Raw genomic sequence first — 20891 nt, 5'->3', positions numbered from 1 at the left:
GGTCCGAGACCGCCTCCGATCACAAACACGCGACGCTGCGCGAGAGGTATCGGAGCGCATCGGGCAGGCCGTACGCTACACTATCATGCAAGGAACGATCCGACGTGTTGCTCGTTCCCGGCCGCCGCAAGTATTTGCAATTCAGTATTTGCGATAAAGGCCGATCAGCTTGCCCTGGATGCGGACCCGGTTCGGCGGCAGGATGCGCACTTCATAGGCGGTGTTGGCCGGCTCGAGTGCGATCGATGCGCCGCGGCGGCGGAAGCGCTTCAGGGTGGCTTCCTCCTCGTCGATCAGCGCCACCACGATGTCGCCGGTATTGGCGACGTCGTTGCGCTGGATCAGCGCCATGTCGCCGTCGAGGATGCCGGCATCGACCATCGAGTCGCCGCGCACTTCGAGCGCATAGTGCTCGCCGGCGCCGAGCATGTCGGGCGGCACGCTGATGGTGTGGCTGCGGGTCTGCAGCGCCTCGATCGGCGTACCGGCGGCGATCCGGCCCATCACGGGGACCGCGACCGGACGGTTGCCGTCGTCCTCGGCGATCGGCGGCGTGCTGGCGCGCCGGCCGAGGGTGCCTTCGATGACGCTGGGCGTGAAGCCGCGGCGGCCGTTGCCCCCGCCGGCCGAGAGTTCGGGCAGCTTGATGACCTCGATGGCGCGGGCGCGGTTCGGCAGGCGGCGGATGAAGCCGCGCTCCTCCAGCGCAGTGATCAGGCGGTGGATACCGGACTTCGAGCGCAGGTCGAGCGCATCCTTCATCTCGTCGAAGGAGGGCGGTACGCCGGCCTCTTTCAGACGTTCATTGATGAAACGCAGAAGTTCGTACTGTTTGCGCGTGAGCATCTCGAGTATCCCCCGGTTGATAGCGTCGTTCGATTCCGAGACTCTTCTGGTGGGGCCTGCAGGCGGGGCCTGACCTCAGGAGCATGTGCTCGTTGCACCTGCTTCCACCCGGCTTCCCGATTGTAGACACCAGTACTCGAAACAAATCATGAACGGACACTATATGTTCGATATGTGTTCCGCAACCACTTAATTTCCGGTGAACGGATCAGGCAACGCACAAGCGGCGGGGCGCAAAAACCCTATTCGGGCAGTGTCAGGATCTCGCATTCGCTGCCTTTGACGGCCGCAGCCGCGAACGGCGGACGCACGAGAAGTGCCCGTGCCGCAGCGAGATTCCCGAGCAGCGACGAGTCCTGCTGCGTCACCGGCGTCGCGATCAGCGTGCCGTCCTCGCGCGCTTCGAGCCGTGCACGCAGATAGTCCTCGCGCTGGTCGTTGGCGGCGAGGTCGCGGCCGAGCAGGGCGCTCGTGCGGCGATGATGGATCACTTCCCGGCCGCTCAGCGCCCGAATCAACGGCACCAGGAACAGGAAGGCGCAGACATAGGACGACACCGGATTGCCGGGCAGGCCGATCACCCGCATCGCATCGAGCCAGCCATGCATCATCGGCTTGCCGGGCCGCATCGCAATCCGCCAGAACGTCATGTCGACGCCCTCGGCTTCCAGCGACCGCTTGACGAGATCGTGGTCGCCGACCGAGGCGCCGCCTGTCGTGATGAGGACGTCGGCGCCGGCCTCGCGCGCCCGGCGAATGCCGGCCGTGGTCGCCTCCACCGTGTCGGCGGCAACGCCGAGGTCGACGGTCTCGGCGCCCTCGGCGCGCGCCAGCGCCCGCAGCGCGTAGCCGTTGGAATAGACGATCTGGCCGGGGCCGGGCCGCGAGCCCGGCATCACCAGCTCGTCGCCGGTCGCCAGCACCGCGACCTTCGGGCGGCGGCGCACCGCAAGTTCCGGATAGTTCATGGCGGCCGCCAGCGACAGCGCGCGGTCGGACAGGCGGCTGCCGCCGCTGAGCAGCACCTCGCCCGCGCGGAAGTCGACCCCGGCCGGGCGGATGTGCCGTCCGACGCTGGCGGCCTCCGTGATCGTGATGTGGTCGCCGTCGACGGTGGTGTCTTCCTGGATGATCACCGCGTCGGCGCCATTGGGGATCACGCCGCCGGTGAAGATCCGCACCGCCTCGCCGGCGCCGACCGTCCGCTCGAACGGCCGGCCGGCGGCGACTTCGCCGATCACCTTGAGCCGGGCCTTTAGATCAGCCGCATCGGCGGCGCGCACCGCATAGCCGTCCATCGCCGACATCGGCTGCGGCGGCTGGGTGCGCAGCGCGGCGAGGTCGTGCGCCAGGGTGCGGTGGTAGGCGGCATCGAGCGCGATCATCTCCTCCGGCAGCGGTTCGGCGCCGGCGAGGACGGCGGACAGGGCATCGGCAACCGGCATCAGGGCCACGCTCAGAGCTCCTCAATTCCTCATGTTCAAATACCAAGTGCGGTCAAAGCCCTTGCCACGTCATCCGTCGACGTCACGTGGATAGCATGAAGGCCGCGCGCCCGCGCACCTTCGATATTGGCGGCCAGGTCGTCGAAAAACAGGATCCGCGACGCCGGCACGCCGATGGCTTTTACCACATGATCGTAGGCCTCGGCGTCGGGTTTGCGGAAGCCGATGCTCGAGGACAGGAAGACGTTGCGGAAATGGCTGAGCAGCTCGGCATGGGTGACCGAGAAATGCGCGACATGGGCCGGATTGGTGTTGGAGAAGGCGTAGAGCGGCATCCGCTCGGCGGCCGCCGCGAGCAGCGGGGCGATGCCCGGCATCTCGCCGGTGAAGATCGCGTTCCAGCCTTCGAGGAACTGGGCGTCCGTGATGTCGATGCCGAGCGTCAGGCGCAGGCTTTCGAAGAACGCCGCGTCGTCGATCCGACCGATCTCGTGATGCTTGAAACTGTCGTCGACGACAAAGCGGGTGGCGAGCTCGGCGGGCGCACAGCCGGCATGCTGCGCCCAGTGCGCCATCACCTTCTCAAAGTTGATGTCGAGCACGACGCGGCCGATATCGAACAGCAGCACGTCGACGGAGTTGGGAGAGAATTGCGAGGTCATTGCATGAAACCGTGTACGAGAATTGCGGACAGGCGGCAATGTCCTCGATTTCAGTGACGGGTGTGTGGATTGTACGTGGCGTTGCATTCATCGCGAGACTGTGCCCGCGCGCACCACCGTCGTCCCGGCGAAGGCCGGGACCCATACGCCGCAGCGGGTGTTGAGAACGGGACGCGTGTCGTCCCAGCATCGTTCAACAATCAGCATTTGTGGTTATGGGTCCCTGCTCCCGTGCGCAATTGCGCACTAGGCAGGGACGACACCCAATATAAGTCGTCGTTTGTGGGTCGGGCAACTCAGTGGCACGCGCCAGCTTTCAGCGCACCAAGCGACTTGATGCTTGCCGGCGGCTTGATGCCAGCCGGCGGCTTGGTGCCCGCCGGACGTGGCTCTCACAGCCTGGACAGCGCCAGGCCGAGGTAACCGATCAGCGCACCGGTGCTGAGAATGATGACGACGAGCGCCTGTTCCGAGCGTGCTTGCAAGGTTTTCCGGGTCACGGCGTTGGACGCTCCGTCTTCGAGATCATGCGGTCCAACGAACAGCATCAATTTCCGTTCCGGTCCTTCCCCCGGGAACCTTCACGACCTGCCGAGTGACGCGAATGCGGCTGGGCCGCCTATGAGGGCGGCGCGATCCCCGGAACGGGGAAAGCGCGGCACATCTCGACGCTGTTCGACCTCAGTCGCTTGACGACCGCTGCATCTCCCTTCGATCGGAGGGACTCCACAATGAGTTCGGCGATGAGGCGCATTTCGGGCTCGCCCATGCCGCGCGTGGTCGCCGCCGGCGTCCCGAGGCGAATGCCGCTCGGCTTGAGCGGCGGACGCGGATCGTCGGGAATGATCTGCTTGTTTGCGGTGATCCCCACGGTGTCGAGGATGTTCTCGGCCGCACCGCCGTCCACGCCGACGCTGGCCACCGTATCCACAACCATCATGTGATTGTCGGTTCCGCCGGTGATCAACGTCATGCCGCGTTCCATCAACGCTTCGGCCAGGACCTTCGCGTTGCGCATGACCAGCCTTGCATAGGCCTGAAAATCGGACGTCGAAGCCTTCTTCAGCGTGACCGCGGTTCCGGCCACAACGTTCATGTGCGGACCTCCCTGCAATCCCGGGAACACCGACGCGTCGATCTTGCCGGCGAACTCCCGGCGACAGAGAACGATGCCGCCGCGCGGCCCGCGAAGCGTCTTGTGCGATGTCGTCGTCATCACGTCGAAACCCGCATCGAGCGGATTGCGCAAGGCGTTGCCGGCGATCAGGCCGCCGTAATGGCTGACGTCGGCCATGGTCAGTGCACCCACCTCACCGGCGATGCTCTTGAAGGACGCATAATCCAGATCGCGCGGATAAGAGCTGTAGCCGCACAGCACCAGCTTCGGGCGGACGTGCCGGGCCATGGCGCGGAGCTCATCGAAATCGATGGCGCCGCCGTTTGACGGCTGCGTCTTGTAGCGGGCGAAGTTGAAGAGCCGCCCCATGTGCGACACGGGCGCGCCATGGGTGAGATGGCCGCCGTGTGACAGGTCCATCGCCAATATCGTATCGCCGGGCTGCAGCAGGCCGAGATACACGGCCTGGTTCATTGGCGATCCGGACAGAGGCTGAACGTTGGCATGTTCGGCGCGGAACAGCGCGCACGCTCGCTGTCGGGCAAGGTTCTCTATCTGGTCGGTAAATTCCTGGCCGCCGTAATAGCGGCGTCCCGGATAGCCCTCGGAATACTTGTTGGTGAACACCGATCCGAGCAGCTCGAGAACCTCGGGATAGGTGTAGTTCTCCGACGGAATCAGCTCGACGCCGTCTTGCTGGCGGCGCTCTTCGCCCTCGAGCGCAAGGGCAACTTCGGAATCGTTGAGGTGGAGTTCATTGCGGAATGACGGCATGGTCCGGGCTCCCTAAGACGCTGGATCATCAGCTGAACGGGTTGCCCAGGCGAACGGCCATAGAACCCTTCGCGCTTCACCGTGGTCAATTCCACGTAAGCTCGCCAGTCGCGCGAGGGGCGAATGAGCCTGCGAGCTCATCGCGAGCAGAAGGCTATTCAATCCTCGGCGGTCCCGCAAGGGTTCCATAGCTGGCAGGGTTCCATAGCTGGCGTCGCCGGGAGGCTGACTGTGTAGCAGTAGCACCCGCGAATCTATTCCTTGACGAAAATGTGGGACTTTATCTTCCACTGCCCGTCGGGTTGGCGTTCAAGCAGTCTCACGGTGCTGCCAGAAATTGGCGCCGCCTTCTCATTTACCACTAGCGTGGCCGTGAAATGCGAGGTGGTGTAGGCGTAGTTTCCCATGGACAACACATCGACCAGCTCAACCTTGTGCTCTCTGACGCTTCTTCCCCGCCCGGCAAAGAAACTACGGATTGCCAAAGGGCCGGTGACCGGCTGCGCACCGGGCGGCATCAATCTGCCGTCAGCGGTATACAATGGAAGTAGGGCATCGAAGTCTGCGTTGTTGATGGCGGCATCCCACTTGGCAGCCACAGAGGAAAGTTCGTCGGCAAGTGGGTCTGCTGCTGCATGACCAACGCAAGCACAAGTGAAGATCAAAAGCAGGGCGTATGAAAGAAGAGAAGGGCGGCTCATCCTTGCCTCCTTTAGCTGAGATGCTCAGCGCATGAGCGCATTCGCAAACGCTACAGCTGGGGGAAGCAGGGTCACTAGTCCAAAAAGTGGACTGGAGGTGTCTTTCAGCTAGCTAAGACTTGCCCCGCGGCCGCAGACGCCTCACTGGCATATTTGCTACGTGGAAACCAAGCCCGCATGCTGTTCACAAGATGCTTAGGACCGTCGATCTCGATTTTGCCGAGCTCACGCGCCCGTAGCAGCGGCATCTCGTCTACGAAAATCTGCACAAGCGTCAGCAGACTCGCATAGAGGCTGATATCGACCTTGAAGCCGGGGTCATCCCAGCAGAGATCGGCTTCCTCCTTCTTCACAACAAACCACCAGCGCTTCGGCCGAGCGTCCGCAATCTCAATGTACAGCACGAAGTCGCATGGAATGTGCCTTAGATCGAACGAACGGCGCATATTCCACATGAGCCGGCCCGCGTGGAGTTCGTTCGGTGTGAGCTGGCTGCGAGCCCATTTGTGGCCCCAATAGCCCATTGCATCGATAATTGGCCTGGCTTCCCTGGCCGCCTGGGTTGGATGGTACTCCCAATGCCCGTTGTCGCCTGGTTGGCGTGAGACTAGCCCGGCCTCTTCTAGAGTTTGCAGGCGCTTGGAGAGGAGGGTCGGCGACATCTGTGGAATGCCGCGGCGAAGCTGGTTGAAGTGGCGGGACCCCAGCAGCAGTTCGCGGAGCAAGAGCGGGGTCCACCGCTCCGTGAGAATTTCCGCAGCTTTGGCTACGGGGCAAAATGATCCATAGCCTTTCATGACGAGAACTTTAGCATCACGAGGGCCACCAAGGTAGTCCAGTCTCTGGACTATGGTCCCAGGCGCGCCAGTATCGAGGCTCTCCTGTTACGCCTGGTACGCGACTTTCTCGGGACTCGGCCATTCGACGATGCGGCTCGATGTTCGGTTTGCCCGGAGGCAAATGCGGCTCGATTTACCGGTACGCGGCCTCGCTGGCGCCGCCACGGAGGCTCAGCGTTCGCCGAGGTCGGTCTGCGTCAGGATACCCTGCCGCAACGCGAGGCGGACCAGCTCGATATCCGTGCCGACGCCGAGCTTGTCCTTGATCAGGGAATGCAGGTTCGCGACCGTCTTCGGGCTGAGGTGCAGCGCCTCGGCGATCTCCTCGGTGGTGTTCTCCGCGAGCAGCATCCGCAGCACCTCGAATTCCCGCGCGGTCAGGAGGTCGGCAGCCTTCCTCTCGCCGGCAAGGTGGCTGAGCGCGAGCTCGTGGTCGATATCCGGGCTGATCGCGATCTTGCCCGACAGCGCATCCATCACGGCGTGCACCAGCGTCTCCGGCGGGCTGGTCTTGGTGACATAGCCGATCGCGCCGGCGCGGATCGCCTGCACGGCAAAGGCCGCGTTCTGGTGCATGGTGAACACCAGGATTTTTGCGCGCCTGTCCCACTGCCGGAGGCGGCGGATGGCCTCGATGCCGCCGATACCGGGCATCGACAGGTCCATGATGACGAGGTCGGGCCCGGTCTCCTTGTAGAGGCGGTAGGCCTCGACGCCGTCGGAGGCTTCGGCGACGACGCAGAGGCCCGGCTGCTTCTGCAGCATCGCCCGGTAGCCCTCCCGGACGACGGCGTGGTCGTCGACCAGCATGATGGTTCGCGCCGCATTGCTCATGCCGCGCGCTCCACCGGTGCGGCCTCTCGGCTGGCCGCGACGGGAACGATGACGCGGAGCGAGGAGCCGCTGGGCTGTCCGGTCTCGAAGCTGAGCCGCCCGCCCAGCGCGGCGACCCGTTCGCGCATGCCGAGCAGGCCGAGGCCGGACTTGAGCTGGGGATCGCCTTGCGGATCGCCGGGCTGGCCGTCATCGTCGATCGCGAGCACGATCGCGCTGCCGCCGCCGCCAGGCGGCGCCTCGCGCATCTCAAGCCGCAGCATCACGCGCGTGGCGCCGGCATGCTTGGCGGCGTTGGTGAGCGCCTCCTGCACGATGCGGTAGAGATTGGCGCTGACGGAGGCGGCAAGGCGCTCGAACGATCCCGATATGGTGATCTCGAACCGCGGCTGTCCCCGGCTGCGGCCGTTCCAGCCGGCGACCAGACCCTCGAGGCTGGCCGCAAGTCCGAGCTCGTCGACATCGGGCGGGCGGAGCCGGAAGAGGGCGCCGCGCAACGTCTCCATCATGTCGGTCGCGGTCCGCGCGATGCCGTCGCATTCGGCGAGCAAAGGCTGGCAATCCGCCGCCGCGGTCTGGCGCGCCGAGGCGGCGAGCGCACGGATGGCGGCCAGCGACTGCCCGAACTCGTCATGCAGCTCGCGCGCGAGGTGTCGGCGCTCCTCATCCTGCACCAGGATCAGTTTCTGCGTCAGCGCGTTGCGGTCGGAGAGCGCGGCGGCGAGGCGCTCGGCGAGCTGGTTGAAGACGTCGCCGATCGCCGACAGTTCGGCAAGATCGAACGCTGGCAGGCGCGCGGCGAGGTCGCCTGCTGCGATCCGCTCGAGCCCGTCGCGGATCTGCCGCGTCGGACGCAGCGCGCGCGCCAGCGCCGCATAGACCAAAGCGCAGAGCAGCGGCAGCGCGATCATGAACACCGCCATCAGCCGGCCGGCATCGTGCCAGGCCTCGGCGGTCGGCACCGCCGGATCGATCCAGGCCACCGCCTCGCCGATGGCGTTGCCGCGCGAAACCACCTGCCGCACCGCCTCGCGGCCGGGATCGAACAGGCGGCGATAGAGAGCCGCGAAGGCCAGCGGCGGCGCGGCCGTGTCAGTCTGCGCGCCGCCGCAGAAGCGTTGGCTGATCTCGCCGCTATTGCTGCGAAAGGCAATGCACAATCCCGGCGTCATGACCGTAGCGGCAACGCTGTCGAGATCGGGAAAGTCGGAACGCGCATTGTTCAGCCACTGGATCTTGCTCTGCTGCAGCTCCAGCGTCTTGGCGGCGACATCGGCAACCGCCGCGATCCGCCCGCGCACCGAGCGGTCGGCCTCGATCAGGAAATAGCCGGAGATGACGGCAAAGCAGAGCGTCGAGACGATCGCCACGCGCAACGTCAGCCGCAGTTTCAGATCGCTTCCGGACCAATTCCACATTGGCGTATCCTCAAGATCGCAGACGAGCCTCAGTGCGCGATCGCGGGCAGGGCCGTCATGCACATTAAACGGCAGAACGGAGCCGCCGAGAAGCGCCGCTATGGGCGCGGACCATCGTCGTGAAATTTTCCCGGCACCAGGCGGGAGGCACTCCGCTGCGGCGCTGAGGCCCGCCGGCCTAGGCTGAGGCCGACCCGCCCGCGCCAGCAGCTGAAAGGCCCCAATCATGCGTCAGTCCCGTCTCGTTGTGCTCTCTGTTGCCTTGATCGGCCTGCTGGCCGGAATCTGCCCTCTGCGCGCCGAGACCGGCGCCGCGACGGTACTCCCGCCTGGCGTCAGCATCGACGATTTCGGCTATGTTGATACGTCGGGCGAGGTGATCGACCAGACCGCTGCGCACCAGAGGCGGCTGGATGCGTTGATGCGGACGTTGCGCGCCGATGTCGCCGCGGAGCCGCACTATCGCCTGGTGCCATCGACGGCGCCCGCGGGCGAGGCCCGGATCAAGGTTATCGGCGGCGTGCAGAAGATGAGCACGCTGATCCAGTGGGCCAAGGTGGCGGTCATCGACGTCAGCGCGAGCCAGGTGCTCTACGAGAAGCTCTACACGTTTCGCGGCGACACTGACGAGGCATGGGACCACGCGGCGATGTTCGTGTCGCGCGAGGTGCGCCGCGCCCTTGCGGCCGCGCTGCCGCCGACCGCCGCTGCGGCGCCGATCGGGCTTGCGGTGTTCGAATTCGAGCTTGAGGATACCTCGGCGGCAACCGCGTCCGGCCCTGCCGGCTCCGATGCAGCCTATCTCGCCGATGTCACGAAGGGCGTGCGTGACCGGCTTGCGCAGTCGGGCCGCTACCGCCTGGTCGATACCGGCAGTGCGACCGAGGAGCCCGTCAAGGCACATACGCTGCGCGACTGCGACGGCTGCGAGGCCGCGATCGCGCAGCAGCTCGGCGCCGATCAATCGCTGATCGGCGTAATCAGGCGGGTCAGCCGGACCGAATACACGGTCGGCTTCCAGCTGCGCGACGCCCGCAGCGGCGCGGTCGTCTCACGCGGCGACAGCGGCCTGCGGATGGGCGCCGATTATTCCTGGACCCGGGGCGCGGTCCGCCTGGTCGGCGACCGCCTGCTCGAGGGCGGGGCGCAGCGCTAGGGATGCGTCGCGGCCGCGGCTGCAACTCTGGCAGGCGGACCATAGCAAAGTGCGATAGCTGCTAGACACACCGTCATCTGGCTCCGGGCTCATGCGTGCGCTATCACCGCCGTCTGATCACCGCACAGGAGCCGCCGATGCGTTTGCCCGCCATCCTCTTCGCTCTCACGCTCGCCGCAAGCCCCGCGGCGGCGGAGGAGCCGTCGGGCACGCTGCAGAAGATCAAGGAAACGAAGAAGGTCACGCTCGGCTTTCAGGAGGCTTCCGTTCCCTTCAGCTATCTCGACGACAATCAGCGGCCGATCGGCTTTGCGCTCGACATCTGCCTGAAGATCGTCGATGCCGTGAAGAAGGAGCTCGGCGTATCTGACATCGCCGTCGACTACCTCCCGGTGACCTCGTCGAACCGCATTCCGTTGATGGTCAACGGCACGATCGATCTGCATTGCTCGGCGACCACCAACAGCGCCGACCGCCAGAAGCAGGTGACCTTCACCAACACGCACTTCCTCAGCGCGACACGCTTTGCCGCCAAGAAATCCGCTGGGATCAACACGATCGACGATCTCAAGGGGAAGTCCGTCACCGCTGTTGCGGGCTCGGTGAACCTCACGCAGCTCATCAAGGTCAACACCGAACGCAAGCTCGGCATCAACGTCCTCCCGGCCAAGGACCAGGCCGAGGCGTTCCTGATGCTGGAGACCGATCGCGCCCAGGCCTACGCGCTCGACGACGTCCAGCTCGCCGTCGCGATCGCGCGATCGAAGCAGCCGGCGGTCTACATGATCAGCGAGGAGGCCTTCTCGAAGGCAGAGCCCTTCGGCATCATGCTGCGCAGGGAGGACACCCCGTTCAAGACGCTCGCCGACCGCGCCACGGCGGAGCTCTACAAGAGCCCCGAGATCGAGATCATGTACAGGAAGTGGCTGGAAGCGCCGACCCCGCCGAAAGGCATCAATTACAACGTGCCGATATCGCCGGCGCTGCGCCACGCCTTCGCCAATCCGAGCTCGAGCTTCGATCCCGATGTATACGAGGTCGGCAAGTAGTAGAAAGTAGCCCGCATGAGCAAAACGACATGCGGGTAAGGTCCAGCTTGAATCGATGGCGGGACCCCGGATATCGCGCTCGCTCATCCGGGCTACAATTGGCCGACAGGGCGGCGGAAAACAGATCGCCGCGTCCGGCCATCAATCCATGGAACGGCTTTTCGCGCGCATGGCGAAAAACGAAATAGCGTCTCATATACATCGGGCGGTTTTCTCTTAAGCTCGCAGCAGTTGTGACTGTTGTTCAGGAGCTCAAGCCGGTGACTACGCCATTTTCGCTTTCGCGACGTTCTGCGCTCGGCGTGCTTGCCGGAAGTCTGATCACCGGCGGTGCGCGCGCGGAGACCGGGGCGGGGGGCGGCACCGATCTCAGCGGCGTTACATTGCGCGTTGCCTACTACAAGGGCGGCTGGCGCCAGCTGTTGCAGGCCGCGGGCGAGGACAAGACGCCGTACAGGATCGAGTGGAAGGAGCTCAACAACGGTGTGCTCCACATCGAGGCCTTGAACGGGGACGCGCTCGACATCGGTTCGGGCAGCGAGATTCCGGCGATGTTCGCGGCGCGCCAGAATGCCAAGGTGCGCTTCGTCGCCGTCACCCATGAGGATCTCAACATCCAGGTCACGGTGGCGGCGAAAGACGCGCCGATCCATTCGATCGCTGATCTCAAGGGAAAGCGCGTCGGCTATGTGCGCGCGACCACGGCGCATTATTTCCTCGCCAAGCAACTCGAGGAAGCCGGCCTTGCGTTTGGCGATATCGAGGCCATCAATCTGACGCCGTCCGACGGCTATTCGGCGTTCGCCTCCGGCAAGCTCGATGCCTGGGCGATCTACGGTTATAACGGGCAACTCGCGATCGCCAAGCAGGGCGCGCGGCTGCTCAAGACCGGCGCCGGCTATCTCTCGGGGAATTTCCCGATCTACGCCAATCCGAAGGCCGTCGACGATCCGCTGCGTCACGCGGCCGTGAGCGATCTGCTGCTGCGGATCCAGCGCGCTTATGCGTTCGCCAACAAGAATTTTCCGGTGTATGCGGCCGCGCAGGTGGCGGAGACGCATCTGCCGTTGCAGGACATCCTCGACCAGTTCGCCCGTCGCAGCGACGACTTCGCGCTCGCCGGGGTGACGCCTGACGTGCCGGAGACGCACCAGAAGGTCGCCGACACCTTCCTCAAGCTCGGCGTGCTCGACGCGCGCGCGGAGGTTGGAAAATTCTGGGACACCAGCTTCAACGAAGCAATCGCGGCGGGCGCGGCGAGGCTCGCGAAGCTCTGACCGCGATCTGTATAGGCTACGTCATTTGCGGGCCCGCCCCGCGCAAATCGATTGTGGTTCTCGGAGATCGTTCACTCACCCCGCGACCAACAGCAGTCCGCGTGCACCTCCAATGATTTACGGCCCCAGCGTGACGGCTGGGGCCGCAGGAGGTGGTGTGTGCCTCTGGGGCAATGAATCAGAGGACAGCCTCTGAACCGCACACCGATGACAATGTTCCAACAGGCTGCGGCCAGCCGTGCCATGCTGCCATGCAGACTGAGAAGCTTGCGGACCGCACCAGGACCGTACCATCATGACGTCGGCCGGCCCGAATCGAATGCGGGCCCGGTGGACGCCCCCCAGCGTCGGCTCTCGGCCCCAAAGGGTGCCGGGGTCACATTTCCGCTTGCAGCTGATTTTTTCCGTTATGCCGATTGTTCTGCGGAGCCGACATTGAACCACGACGCATTGGCCAAGCTCACCGTCACCATCATTGTCCTGGTCGCGTTGCTGGTATGGCGCGTCGCCGACCAGAAGAAGTCGATTGAATGCGGAGCAAATTGCCCGACCGACCTCTCCGCGAGCCGCAAGGCCGCTCAATAGGATCGGAACACCTTCGCTCGACGGCTCGTGTCGAACCTGCGCCGATCAGCGAACTTTGCCGGCCCGGGTTACGGCCGCCTGGTCAGCATGGCGGTGCAGCCTAGCGCTTTGCGGGTGGACCGCTCTTGTTGCCGGGCTGTCCCTTGATGTTCGACGAATCCTGTTCCTGGACATGCAGGTTTTGCGAGTTCGAGCCGACCGTGCCTTGCTTGGCGGGCGGCCCGCTCTTGTTGCCCGGCGCGCCGGCGATCCCGGTTCCGGAACTCTGAGCGCTCGGAGACGTAGTGGCATCTGGGGAACCGGCGGCCGTATCGGGGCGTCCGGGAGGCGTTGCGGCCGCGCCGGGCCTGTCCTGATCGCCGACATAACCGGATTCACCGGAGTTGCGGGTCTTGGCGCCCTTGTCGGCCTCGTTTTGCAGGTTCTGGGCAACCGCGTGTTGCGCCAGGATCGGGCCGGTTGCCATGGCACCGGCGATGAGCAGTGCGATCGTGCGGGTCCTCATGAGTGTCCCTCCTCTGGGTTGCCGGGGGACAACACGCATCGCGATCATCATTTCCTATGCGGGCGAAAAGTCGCCGCGAGGGAACAGGCATGGCGAACGTGCCGCGGCTCGCTACAGCGATCCGTTTGAGTGGCCGCCGCGTGCCTCTATCGGCCATCGCGCGGTGCGTATATCGTCCGCGCCAAACACAAGATCGGTCCCGCGCGCCGGGTAACGACGAATAATGAGGAAGCGATGTCCGACAAGCTGCTGTTTTCGCCAATGACCATCCGCGGCGTCACGCTGAAGAACCGCATCGTGGTGCCGCCGATGCACCAGTATTCCGCCGAGAAGGGCTTTCCGACCGACTGGCATCTGATGAATGCCGGCAAGTTCGCCGCCGGCGGCGCCGGTCTCGTGATCGTCGAATCGACCAAGGTCGAGCGGCGCGGCTGCGGCACGATCGGCGATCTCGGCATCTGGGACGACAAGTTCATCGCGCCGCTCAGCCGCCTCGTCGGCTTCATCAAGCAGCAGAACGCGGTCGCCGGCATCCAGCTCGGCCATTCCGGCCGCAAGGCGCGCGCAAGCCGGCCCTGGGAGGGCGATCGTCCGCTCGAACGCACCGCCGAGATCGAGGATTGGGATGCCTGGACGCCGGTGGCGCCGAGCGCGATCGCCCATAGCGAGCGCTGGCCGCTGCCGCGCGCGCTGGACACGCACGAGGTGAAGGATCTCGTCGCGGCCTGGGGGCAGGCGGCACGGCGCGCGCATCAGGCAGGGTTCGAGGTGCTGGAACTGCACGGCGCCCATGGCTATCTCGTGCACGAATTCCTCTCCGGGCGCTCCAACCAGCGCAGCGACGAATATGGCGGCTCGGAAGCCAACCGGATGCGCTTCCTGACCGAGGTCACCGAGGCGGTGCGGGCGCACTGGCCGGATCACAAGCCGCTGTTCGTGCGGCTGTCGGTCGAGGACAATGCCGGCTGGGGCCCTGAGCAGAGCGCGCGGCTCGCCAGGATCCTGAAAGCGAAGGGCGTCGATGTGATCGACTGCTCATCGGGCGGAATCAGCGAGATGGCGCCGATCCTGGGCAAGGAGATCAAATACAACTATCAGGTGCCGCTCGCGGAATATGTCCGCGCCCATGCCGATATCATGACCATGGCGGTCGGCCTGATCATCCACGGGGACCAGGCCGAACAAATCCTGCGTGATAAACAAGCAGATTTGATCGCCGTCGGCCGGGAAATCCTCAATAACCCGAACTGGCCGATGGACGCCGCGCTCAAGCTCGGCGTCGAGGGGCCGTTCCGCAATGTTCCTCCGCAGTTCGGCTATTGGCTGGGCACGCGGGCCAAGCGCGGATTCGGCACCCAGCCGTCGACCTGGCAGAACGGGTTGCAGGAGACTGGGCCAAAGGCCGACGAAAGGCTGACAGGGGGCTGACAAGAGGCCGATCCGGGCAGCGTGACAGGACCGTAATGGTCCGGTGACAAGGCGGCCTTGATCCGACCAAAAAGCCGTTGTGTGGTGCCCCGCGTCGGGGTGGGGCCGAATGTTGCGAAACGTTGCCGGCCGTTAGCGAAGGGATCACGGATAATGCGCAAACATGTTGGCTTCTTGCTCGGAACGGTCGCGGGCGCGTGTCTCACCTTGCTCGTGGCCTCGCCGCAGGGCGCGCATCTGTTCGCCGTCGCCAACGCCGCCGCACATTCCGACAACAGCAACACCTATTCGCAGCTCAATCTGTTCGGCGAGGTGTTCGAGAAGGTCAAGACCGACTACGTCGAGAAGCCCGAGGACTCCAAGCTCGTCGAGGGCGCGATCAACGGCATGATCTCCTCGCTCGATCCGCACTCTCGCTACATGAACGAGAAGGGCTGGGCGGAGATGCAGGAGACCACGCATGGCGAGTTCGGCGGGCTCGGCATCGAGGTCACGATGGAGGACGGCTTCGTCAAGGTGGTGGCGCCGATCGACGACACGCCGGCCTCGCGCGCCGGCATCATGTCGGGCGACGTGATCACCTCGATCGACGATGACCAGATCCAGGGCATGACGCTCGACCAGGCCGTCAACAAGATGAAGGGTGCGCCCAACAGCTCGATCCGGCTGAAGATCATCCGCAAGGACGCCGACAAGCCGATCGAGGTCTCGATTACGCGCGAGATCATCCGCGTCCGTCCGGTGAAGTATCACGTCGAGGGCGGCGACATCGGCTATATCAGGATCACCTCTTTCAACGAGCAGACCACCGAAGGTCTGCGCAAGGCGATCGGCGATATCCAGAAGCAGGTCCCGCAGGACAAGCTCGCCGGCTACGTCGTCGACCTCCGCAACAATCCGGGCGGTCTGCTCGACCAGGCAGTCTCGGTAACCTCGACCCTGATGCAGCGCGGCGAGGTGGTCTCGACCCGCGGCCGCAATCCCGAGGAAACCCAGCGCTTCACCGCGCATGGCGGCGACATGACCAAGGGCAAGCCGCTCGTCGTCTTGATCAACGGCGGTTCGGCCTCGGCCTCCGAGATCGTCGCCGGCGCGCTGCACGACCACAAGCGCGCAACCCTGATCGGCACCCGCTCGTTCGGCAAGGGCTCGGTGCAGACCATCATTCCGCTCGGCACCGGCAATGGTGCGCTGGCGCTGACCACGGCGCGCTATTTCACCCCGTCGGGCCATTCGATCCAGGCGCTTGGCATCAAGCCCGACATCGAGGTGCTGCAGGACGTGCCGGACGAGTTCAAGACCCGCTCGGAAATCAAGGGCGAGGCCTCGATGCGTGGCCATCTCTCCGCCGAGGGCGCCGAGCAGACCGGCTCGCAGTCCTACGTCCCGCCGGACGAGAAGAACGACAAGGCGCTGGCCGCGGCGTTCAACCAGCTGCGCGGCGTCACCGTCAACGCCGACGCCAAGAACGCCGACACCAAGGCCGCGCAGAAGCGGCCGGTGCCGAACTAGAACCGGTGGCCCGGATGGCTCCATCCGGGCTACGCAGCTGCCAAAATATCGAAAACAACCCCATGCAAAGTAGCGTGGTGGCTCGCGCTCGACCAGGCAACTTGACACGTCGGGCAATTTCAAGGTATTCTTCTAATATTCCGAAATCGTGCAGGTGCCCCCTCGGGCTCGCGACTTCCGAGCAGCCTTACGCCGCGCCGGCGACGGGTTTGCGCCGGCGCGTGGTGCTCGCTCCCGCGGCGGGGCCGCGGCGATGCCCGGCCAGCAGCTCGCGGATCTGGGCGGCGGGCTTCGGCGGGCTGAACAGATAGCCCTGCATTTCCGAGCAGCCGAGCTCGCGCAGCAATTGCTGCTGCTGCGCGGTCTCGACGCCTTCCGCCGTCGTCGTCATGCTGCGCTCGGCGGCGATGTTGACGACCGCCTCGACGATGCCGGCCGAGCCTTGCGGATCGGCGATGTCGGTGACGAAGCAGCGGTCGATCTTGATCTTGTCGAACGGGAACCGCTTCAGGTAGCTCAGCGACGAATAGCCGGTGCCGAAATCGTCGAGCGCGATCCTGATCCCGATGGCGCGCAGCTGGTGCAGCGCGGCCAGCGCCGTCTCGTCGTCGCGGATCAGCACCGCCTCGGTGATCTCGAGCTCGAGCCGGCTCGCTGACAGCCCCGACGATGCAAGCGCCGCGATCACCTTGAGCGCCAGCGTGCCGCTGCGGAACTGCACCGGCGAGACATTGACGGCGAGCCTGACGTGGTCCGGCCAGTTCACGGCTTCCTTGCAGGCCGTCATCAGCACCCATTCGCCGAGCTGGTTGATCAGGCCGGTCTCTTCCGCGATAGGCACGAATTCGGCCGGCGAGATCATGCCGCGCTGTGGATGACGCCAGCGCACCAGCGCCTCGCAGCCGGTGATCTCGTTGCTGCGCAGGTCGACGCAGGGCTGGTAATGCACTTCGAGCCCGCTGCCGGCGGCGATCGTCTGCCGCAACTCCACCTCGAGCTCGCGGCGGGCGCGGGCGTCGGCATCCATCGCCGGCTCGAAGAAGCGAAAGACGCGCCGGCCGGCCGACTTCGCTGCATACATCGCAAGATCGGCGTTCTTCATGATCTGGTCGAGATCCGTGCCGTCCTTCGGCGCTAGCGCGATGCCGATGCTGGCGTCGGTCGTGACCTGGTGGCCGAGGCATTGATAGGGCGCGCGGATCACCTCGTAGATGCGCGCGACGAGGTCGGTGACCTCGGCCTCGCTCTTCACCCCGGTCTGCACGATCGCGAACTCGTCGCCGCCGAGGCGGGCGACGAAATCGCCTTCGCCGATCACGCCGCTCAGCGTCCGCGCCACGGACTTGAGAAGCTCGTCGCCCACCATATGGCCGAGCGAGTCGTTGACGCCCTTGAATTCGTCGATGTCGATATAGAGCACCGCAAGCTGGCTGTCGGGCGTGACATGCGGCAGCTCGCGCCTGATCTCCTCGTGGAACAGCGCGCGGTTCGGCAGGTCGGTGAGCGCATCGTAGTGGGCGAGATGCGTGATGCGCTCCTCGGCGCGGCGGCGCTCGGTGACGTCCTCGTGGGTGGCAAGCCAGCCGCCGTCGGCCAGCGGCTCGTTGACGACCTGGATCGAGCGCCCGTCGGGCGTCGTGATCACCATGGTGTTGCGGATGCCGACGTCGCGCAGCACGAGATTGACGTAGCGCTCGACGTCGCCCTGGAACGAGCCGGTCCGGTGACGATGCACGATGACGTCGCGGAAGCTGCAGCCGGGCTTGATGATGTCGGCCGACAACCCGTACATCTCGATATAGCGCCTGTTGCAGATCACGAGGCGCTGCGCGGCATCGAACAGCAACAGCCCCTGCGTCATGTTGTTGACGGCGGTGTCGAGCCGCAGCTTCTCCAGCGTCAGGCGCTGCTGCTGGGCGCGATGCTGCTGCACCAGCTTGCGCACCACCAGCGTCAGCAGGATCGCAATCGCCAGCACCGAGATGCTGGTCACCGCGATCAGGATGCCGATCTGCTCGCGCCAGTTGGCGAGCGCCGCCTCCGTGGTGCTCGTCGCAACGACGACGATCGGGAATTTGGTCAGTGCCCGCGACGACACCAGGCGGTCCTTGCCGTCGACGGGGCTGGCGAGCCGCGTCGTGCTCTGCGGCAGCTCGAACACCTGCTGCTGATTGACCGGACCGTTGCGGAAGTTCCTCCCGATCAGCTCCTCGACATGGGGATAGCGCGCCAGCAGCGTGCCGTCGCGATGATGCATCGAGATCGCGGCGCCGTCGCCGAGCGCCACCGTGGAGAAGAACTTCTCGAAGGTCGCCGGCTCGATGCCGCGGCCAACCACGCCGAGGAATTCGCCATGCGGTCCGGTGACCTTGCGGACGATGACGGTGGTCCAGTTTCCGGTGACGCGGCTGACCACCGGCGCGACCTGCATGTCGGGCGAATAGGGGCTCGACTTGAAGATCTGGAAGTAGGGGCGATCGGCAATGCTGGCCTGCGGCAGCGGCCAGGCACCCGAGCTGTTGATCAGAACGCCGTCGGCGTCGAACACGTTGAGGCTGCCGACATTGGACAGCGCGTCCATCTTGGATTTGAGCATCGCATGGATGTCGGCGGCCGACATCCGGCGCCTGTAATTCTCCGGTGTCGCGATTGCGTTGTCGCGCATGAACGCGATCAGGTCGCGCTGGACGACCTCGAGATCGTCGAGCTGCTGGTCGAAATGCCGCGCCAGCAGCAGCACGGTGTTCTCGAGCTCGCGCTCGCTGTTGTGCAGGGCGCGATCGCGGAAATTCTCCGCCATCAGCGTGGCGCCGATCGCGATCGCGGCCATCAAGACGGCGCCGCCGAGGATCAGCCAGCGGATCGGACCGCTGCCGATCACCGAGGTGATGTTGAACGAGGCGCTGCCGTTTGGATTCATGTGCCGCAATCGCTTCCAGGCGTTTCACCCGGAAGTAGGTTTCGTGCACCCCCGGCCCGCGAAAGTCGCATCCAATCGAAATGGAGCGCGGGTTAGCGAGATTGGTTAACGAGTGGTTGATGAGGGCGGCGAGGGGGCAGAGCTCACGCCGCATTTGCGCTATGGCGCGACGGCTCAGAGTCCGCCTCAGCATCATGCTCGTCGCGATTCCACAGAATTGCCACGCGCCGGAAGTCAGGCAGTGAATGCTTGGGCGGCGCGGCAGTTCGAAGATCAGCCGTCCAGCAGCGCTGCCATCCGATGTCGATCGATGATGCCGGGAGCCGACGCCAACGGCTGGTCGTCCAGTGCGGCCAGCTTCTCCGCGACATGCGGTCTGGCGATGACCTCCTGAGGCAATGCAACGCACATCGCGATTTCAAGCATGCCGCGAAACACATCGGCGTCGTGGGATGCGGCAGCAAGAAGCCTGGCCATGACCGGATTGGGCGCCGGCATCGGCAAACCTTCGTCCAGCGCGTTCATCTCGGCGACGCGCGCGCGGTCGGCGGCGATCTGGTTTCGATAAAACGGACCGACCTGGCGTTCGGTCTCCGCGTCGTAGTCCCGGGTGAACGCTTCGGGATCGTTGATATGCCGGCGCGCGACATCGCGCAGCACCTGCGCGTGCAGAAGACCGACGCTCAAGCCCCGCCCGGCGGACGGGTTCGTGCAGGCCCACGCGTCACCGACAGCGGCGAATCCCGTGACGACGGGCCGGTCGTCGACGACGAACCGCCGGTACCGGTCGAGAACTCCCGCCAGCAAAAGGACTGGCGTGATCGGCTCCCCATCGAGCCAGTGGGCGTGCTGCGGGCACGCGGACACGACGCGATGGAATGTGACCGGATTACGCAAGGCGCGCATCGCCTTGTTTTTCGACGAGGTATACAGAGTGACCGACCAGGTGTCGTTGTCTCCGTCCAGCGTCAGGATCGAGACCAGGCCCATCGGCGTGAGTGTGCTGCCCATCCTGCGTGGCCGTTGCCGCCCCGAGAAATAGCGTCCGAAATAGACGAAGTTGCAATCTTCGGCTTCCTCGATCGGACTGCGGCCGCCTGCATTGAGGATCCATTCGCGGGCCGGGCTCCCCCGTCCCATGGCGTCCACGACCAGATTGGCGCGGATCTCTTCGCCGGACATCGTACGGACCCCGGCGATATGCGGCACCCCTGACATGGCCGATCTGCCCGTGATCAATTCGCGAACCTTCACGCCCCGGCGGATGGTCACGTTCGGCGCCGTTTGCGCCATCGCGGCCACCGCCCATTCGACGGTCGGCCTGCGACCGGCGATGCATCGCATGGCTTCATCGCCCGGACGCGGCGCCCGGTCCGTGATCGTTGGGGGAAGGAATTGACAGTCGAGATAATCCACCCAGACGCATCCGGCGCGAAGCAGGCCGTCCGTGAGCCCTGGCAGTTCACGATCGCTGATCATCCGAAATCGCGAATGGAGGCTATGGGGTTGTCTGAATTGGGCAACCCCGGGGCGCTGCCACGAATCCCAGCCCTCGATGGAGGTCGAAGGTTGATCTTCGGGGTCGGCCTCCAGCACCGTGACGCGGTGGCCGTCGCGGCCAAGCATCATCGCCGCGCACAACCCGATCACGCCGCCGCCGCAAACCAGGATTTTGCTCATGTCTTCTCCCCTTGCTGCCGTGGATGGCTCCGGAGCGCGGGGCGAGCCAAATCCCGACCTTAGCGTTATCAAACGACCGTGGTATTGCCTTTCAGAAAGCCTTGATTTTCGCTTGAGAAGCTTGTGATTTGTATGCGAGCCAA

At 65.0% G+C, this 20891-nt stretch carries 18 protein-coding genes and 1 riboswitch; of the genes, 6 read left to right on the top strand and 12 right to left on the bottom strand.

The window, feature by feature from the left end; translation table 11 throughout:
• Positions 1–141: 141 nt before the first annotated feature.
• From lexA to ACVWYP_RS27080, 9 genes are all read right to left on the bottom strand, one after another.
• Positions 142–846, bottom strand: a complete 705-nt coding sequence (gene lexA, locus ACVWYP_RS27120; RefSeq protein WP_016841600.1) for a transcriptional repressor LexA — start codon at positions 844–846, stop codon at positions 142–144.
• 242 nt (positions 847–1088) lie between these two features.
• Complete coding sequence (locus ACVWYP_RS27115) at positions 1089–2300, bottom strand: molybdopterin molybdotransferase MoeA (protein ID WP_304495520.1); 1212 nt, start codon at positions 2298–2300, stop codon at positions 1089–1091.
• A gap of 26 nt (positions 2301–2326) precedes the next feature.
• Entirely contained in the window at positions 2327–2953 is a 627-nt protein-coding gene (locus tag ACVWYP_RS27110; RefSeq protein WP_453946000.1) for an HAD family hydrolase, read from the bottom strand.
• Between the two features lie 392 nt (positions 2954–3345).
• Positions 3346–3501 carry a hypothetical protein gene (locus ACVWYP_RS27105; RefSeq protein WP_168855882.1) on the bottom strand — a complete coding sequence of 52 codons (156 nt, stop codon included), beginning with the start codon at positions 3499–3501 and terminating at the stop codon, positions 3346–3348.
• Between the two features lie 71 nt (positions 3502–3572).
• Positions 3573–4844, bottom strand: coding sequence for a serine hydroxymethyltransferase (locus tag ACVWYP_RS27100; RefSeq protein WP_304495519.1), 1272 nt, complete (start codon positions 4842–4844; stop codon positions 3573–3575).
• Between the two features lie 36 nt (positions 4845–4880).
• Positions 4881–4966: riboswitch (ZMP/ZTP riboswitch) on the bottom strand.
• Between the two features lie 132 nt (positions 4967–5098).
• On the bottom strand, positions 5099–5545 hold the full coding sequence (locus ACVWYP_RS27095) for a YybH family protein (RefSeq protein ID WP_080686678.1): 447 nt from the start codon (positions 5543–5545) through the stop codon (positions 5099–5101).
• Positions 5546–5649: 104 nt separating this feature from the next.
• Positions 5650–6342: a winged helix-turn-helix transcriptional regulator gene (locus ACVWYP_RS27090; protein WP_028339681.1), complete on the bottom strand. Its 693-nt coding sequence runs from the start codon at positions 6340–6342 to the stop codon at positions 5650–5652.
• A gap of 213 nt (positions 6343–6555) precedes the next feature.
• On the bottom strand, positions 6556–7218 hold the full coding sequence (locus ACVWYP_RS27085) for a response regulator transcription factor (protein ID WP_304495518.1): 663 nt from the start codon (positions 7216–7218) through the stop codon (positions 6556–6558).
• Entirely contained in the window at positions 7215–8636 is a 1422-nt protein-coding gene (locus ACVWYP_RS27080) for a sensor histidine kinase (protein ID WP_304495517.1), read from the bottom strand. Before ACVWYP_RS27080 ends, ACVWYP_RS27085 begins: the two co-directional genes overlap by 4 nt.
• Before the next feature lie 226 nt (positions 8637–8862).
• On the opposite strand from ACVWYP_RS27080, the gene ACVWYP_RS27075 reads away from it, so the two are divergent.
• From ACVWYP_RS27075 to ACVWYP_RS27060, 4 genes are all read left to right on the top strand, one after another.
• The gene (locus ACVWYP_RS27075; protein WP_453946002.1) at positions 8863–9792 is read left to right on the top strand and encodes a DUF2380 domain-containing protein; all 930 of its coding nucleotides are present in this window, start codon (positions 8863–8865) and stop codon (positions 9790–9792) included.
• Positions 9793–9929: 137 nt separating this feature from the next.
• On the top strand, positions 9930–10841 hold the full coding sequence (locus tag ACVWYP_RS27070; RefSeq protein ID WP_304495516.1) for an amino acid ABC transporter substrate-binding protein: 912 nt from the start codon (positions 9930–9932) through the stop codon (positions 10839–10841).
• 260 nt (positions 10842–11101) lie between these two features.
• Complete coding sequence (locus ACVWYP_RS27065) at positions 11102–12118, top strand: ABC transporter substrate-binding protein (protein ID WP_244435814.1); 1017 nt, start codon at positions 11102–11104, stop codon at positions 12116–12118.
• A 435-nt stretch (positions 12119–12553) separates the two neighbouring features.
• Positions 12554–12703: a hypothetical protein gene (locus ACVWYP_RS27060; protein ID WP_018271828.1), complete on the top strand. Its 150-nt coding sequence runs from the start codon at positions 12554–12556 to the stop codon at positions 12701–12703.
• Between the two features lie 100 nt (positions 12704–12803).
• Here the strand turns inward: ACVWYP_RS27060 and ACVWYP_RS27055 are convergent, their stop codons facing one another.
• Positions 12804–13208 (bottom strand): hypothetical protein, encoded by a 405-nt coding sequence (locus ACVWYP_RS27055; protein WP_439711097.1) that lies wholly within the window; start codon positions 13206–13208, stop codon positions 12804–12806.
• A gap of 234 nt (positions 13209–13442) precedes the next feature.
• Between ACVWYP_RS27055 and ACVWYP_RS27050 the strand changes: the two genes are divergently transcribed.
• Both ACVWYP_RS27050 and ACVWYP_RS27045 read left to right on the top strand, forming a co-directional pair.
• Positions 13443–14636 carry an NADH:flavin oxidoreductase/NADH oxidase gene (locus tag ACVWYP_RS27050; protein ID WP_304495515.1) on the top strand — a complete coding sequence of 398 codons (1194 nt, stop codon included), beginning with the start codon at positions 13443–13445 and terminating at the stop codon, positions 14634–14636.
• Positions 14637–14789: 153 nt separating this feature from the next.
• Positions 14790–16148, top strand: a complete 1359-nt coding sequence (locus ACVWYP_RS27045) for a S41 family peptidase (RefSeq protein ID WP_304495514.1) — start codon at positions 14790–14792, stop codon at positions 16146–16148.
• Between the two features lie 187 nt (positions 16149–16335).
• Here ACVWYP_RS27045 and ACVWYP_RS27040 read toward each other — a convergent pair whose 3' ends face one another.
• On the bottom strand, positions 16336–19068 hold the full coding sequence (locus ACVWYP_RS27040; protein WP_453946004.1) for a bifunctional diguanylate cyclase/phosphodiesterase: 2733 nt from the start codon (positions 19066–19068) through the stop codon (positions 16336–16338).
• A 273-nt stretch (positions 19069–19341) separates the two neighbouring features.
• Complete coding sequence (locus ACVWYP_RS27035) at positions 19342–20748, bottom strand: FAD-dependent oxidoreductase (RefSeq protein ID WP_304495512.1); 1407 nt, start codon at positions 20746–20748, stop codon at positions 19342–19344.
• Between the last annotated feature and the right edge of the window lie 143 nt (positions 20749–20891).

The organism is Bradyrhizobium sp. USDA 3262, assembly GCF_054060035.1.
This window is presented reverse-complemented; position numbering and strand designations above follow the sequence as displayed.

Bases quoted from the DNA above. Each gene is read 5' to 3' on its own strand.
- lexA (WP_016841600.1), bottom strand. From the start codon at position 846: ATGCTCACGCGCAAACAGTACGAACTTCTGCGTTTCATCAATGAACGT.
- ACVWYP_RS27110 (WP_453946000.1), bottom strand. From the start codon at position 2,953: ATGACCTCGCAATTCTCTCCCAACTCCGTCGACGTGCTGCTGTTCGAT.
- ACVWYP_RS27105 (WP_168855882.1), bottom strand. From the start codon at position 3,501: ATGCTGTTCGTTGGACCGCATGATCTCGAAGACGGAGCGTCCAACGCC.
- ACVWYP_RS27100 (WP_304495519.1), bottom strand. From the start codon at position 4,844: ATGCCGTCATTCCGCAATGAACTCCACCTCAACGATTCCGAAGTTGCC.
- ACVWYP_RS27095 (WP_080686678.1), bottom strand. From the start codon at position 5,545: ATGAGCCGCCCTTCTCTTCTTTCATACGCCCTGCTTTTGATCTTCACT.
- ACVWYP_RS27090 (WP_028339681.1), bottom strand. From the start codon at position 6,342: ATGAAAGGCTATGGATCATTTTGCCCCGTAGCCAAAGCTGCGGAAATT.
- ACVWYP_RS27085 (WP_304495518.1), bottom strand. From the start codon at position 7,218: ATGAGCAATGCGGCGCGAACCATCATGCTGGTCGACGACCACGCCGTC.
- ACVWYP_RS27080 (WP_304495517.1), bottom strand. From the start codon at position 8,636: ATGTGGAATTGGTCCGGAAGCGATCTGAAACTGCGGCTGACGTTGCGC.
- ACVWYP_RS27075 (WP_453946002.1), top strand. From the start codon at position 8,863: ATGCGTCAGTCCCGTCTCGTTGTGCTCTCTGTTGCCTTGATCGGCCTG.
- ACVWYP_RS27070 (WP_304495516.1), top strand. From the start codon at position 9,930: ATGCGTTTGCCCGCCATCCTCTTCGCTCTCACGCTCGCCGCAAGCCCC.
- ACVWYP_RS27055 (WP_439711097.1), bottom strand. From the start codon at position 13,208: ATGAGGACCCGCACGATCGCACTGCTCATCGCCGGTGCCATGGCAACC.
- ACVWYP_RS27050 (WP_304495515.1), top strand. From the start codon at position 13,443: ATGTCCGACAAGCTGCTGTTTTCGCCAATGACCATCCGCGGCGTCACG.
- ACVWYP_RS27045 (WP_304495514.1), top strand. From the start codon at position 14,790: ATGCGCAAACATGTTGGCTTCTTGCTCGGAACGGTCGCGGGCGCGTGT.
- ACVWYP_RS27040 (WP_453946004.1), bottom strand. From the start codon at position 19,068: ATGAATCCAAACGGCAGCGCCTCGTTCAACATCACCTCGGTGATCGGC.
- ACVWYP_RS27035 (WP_304495512.1), bottom strand. From the start codon at position 20,748: ATGAGCAAAATCCTGGTTTGCGGCGGCGGCGTGATCGGGTTGTGCGCG.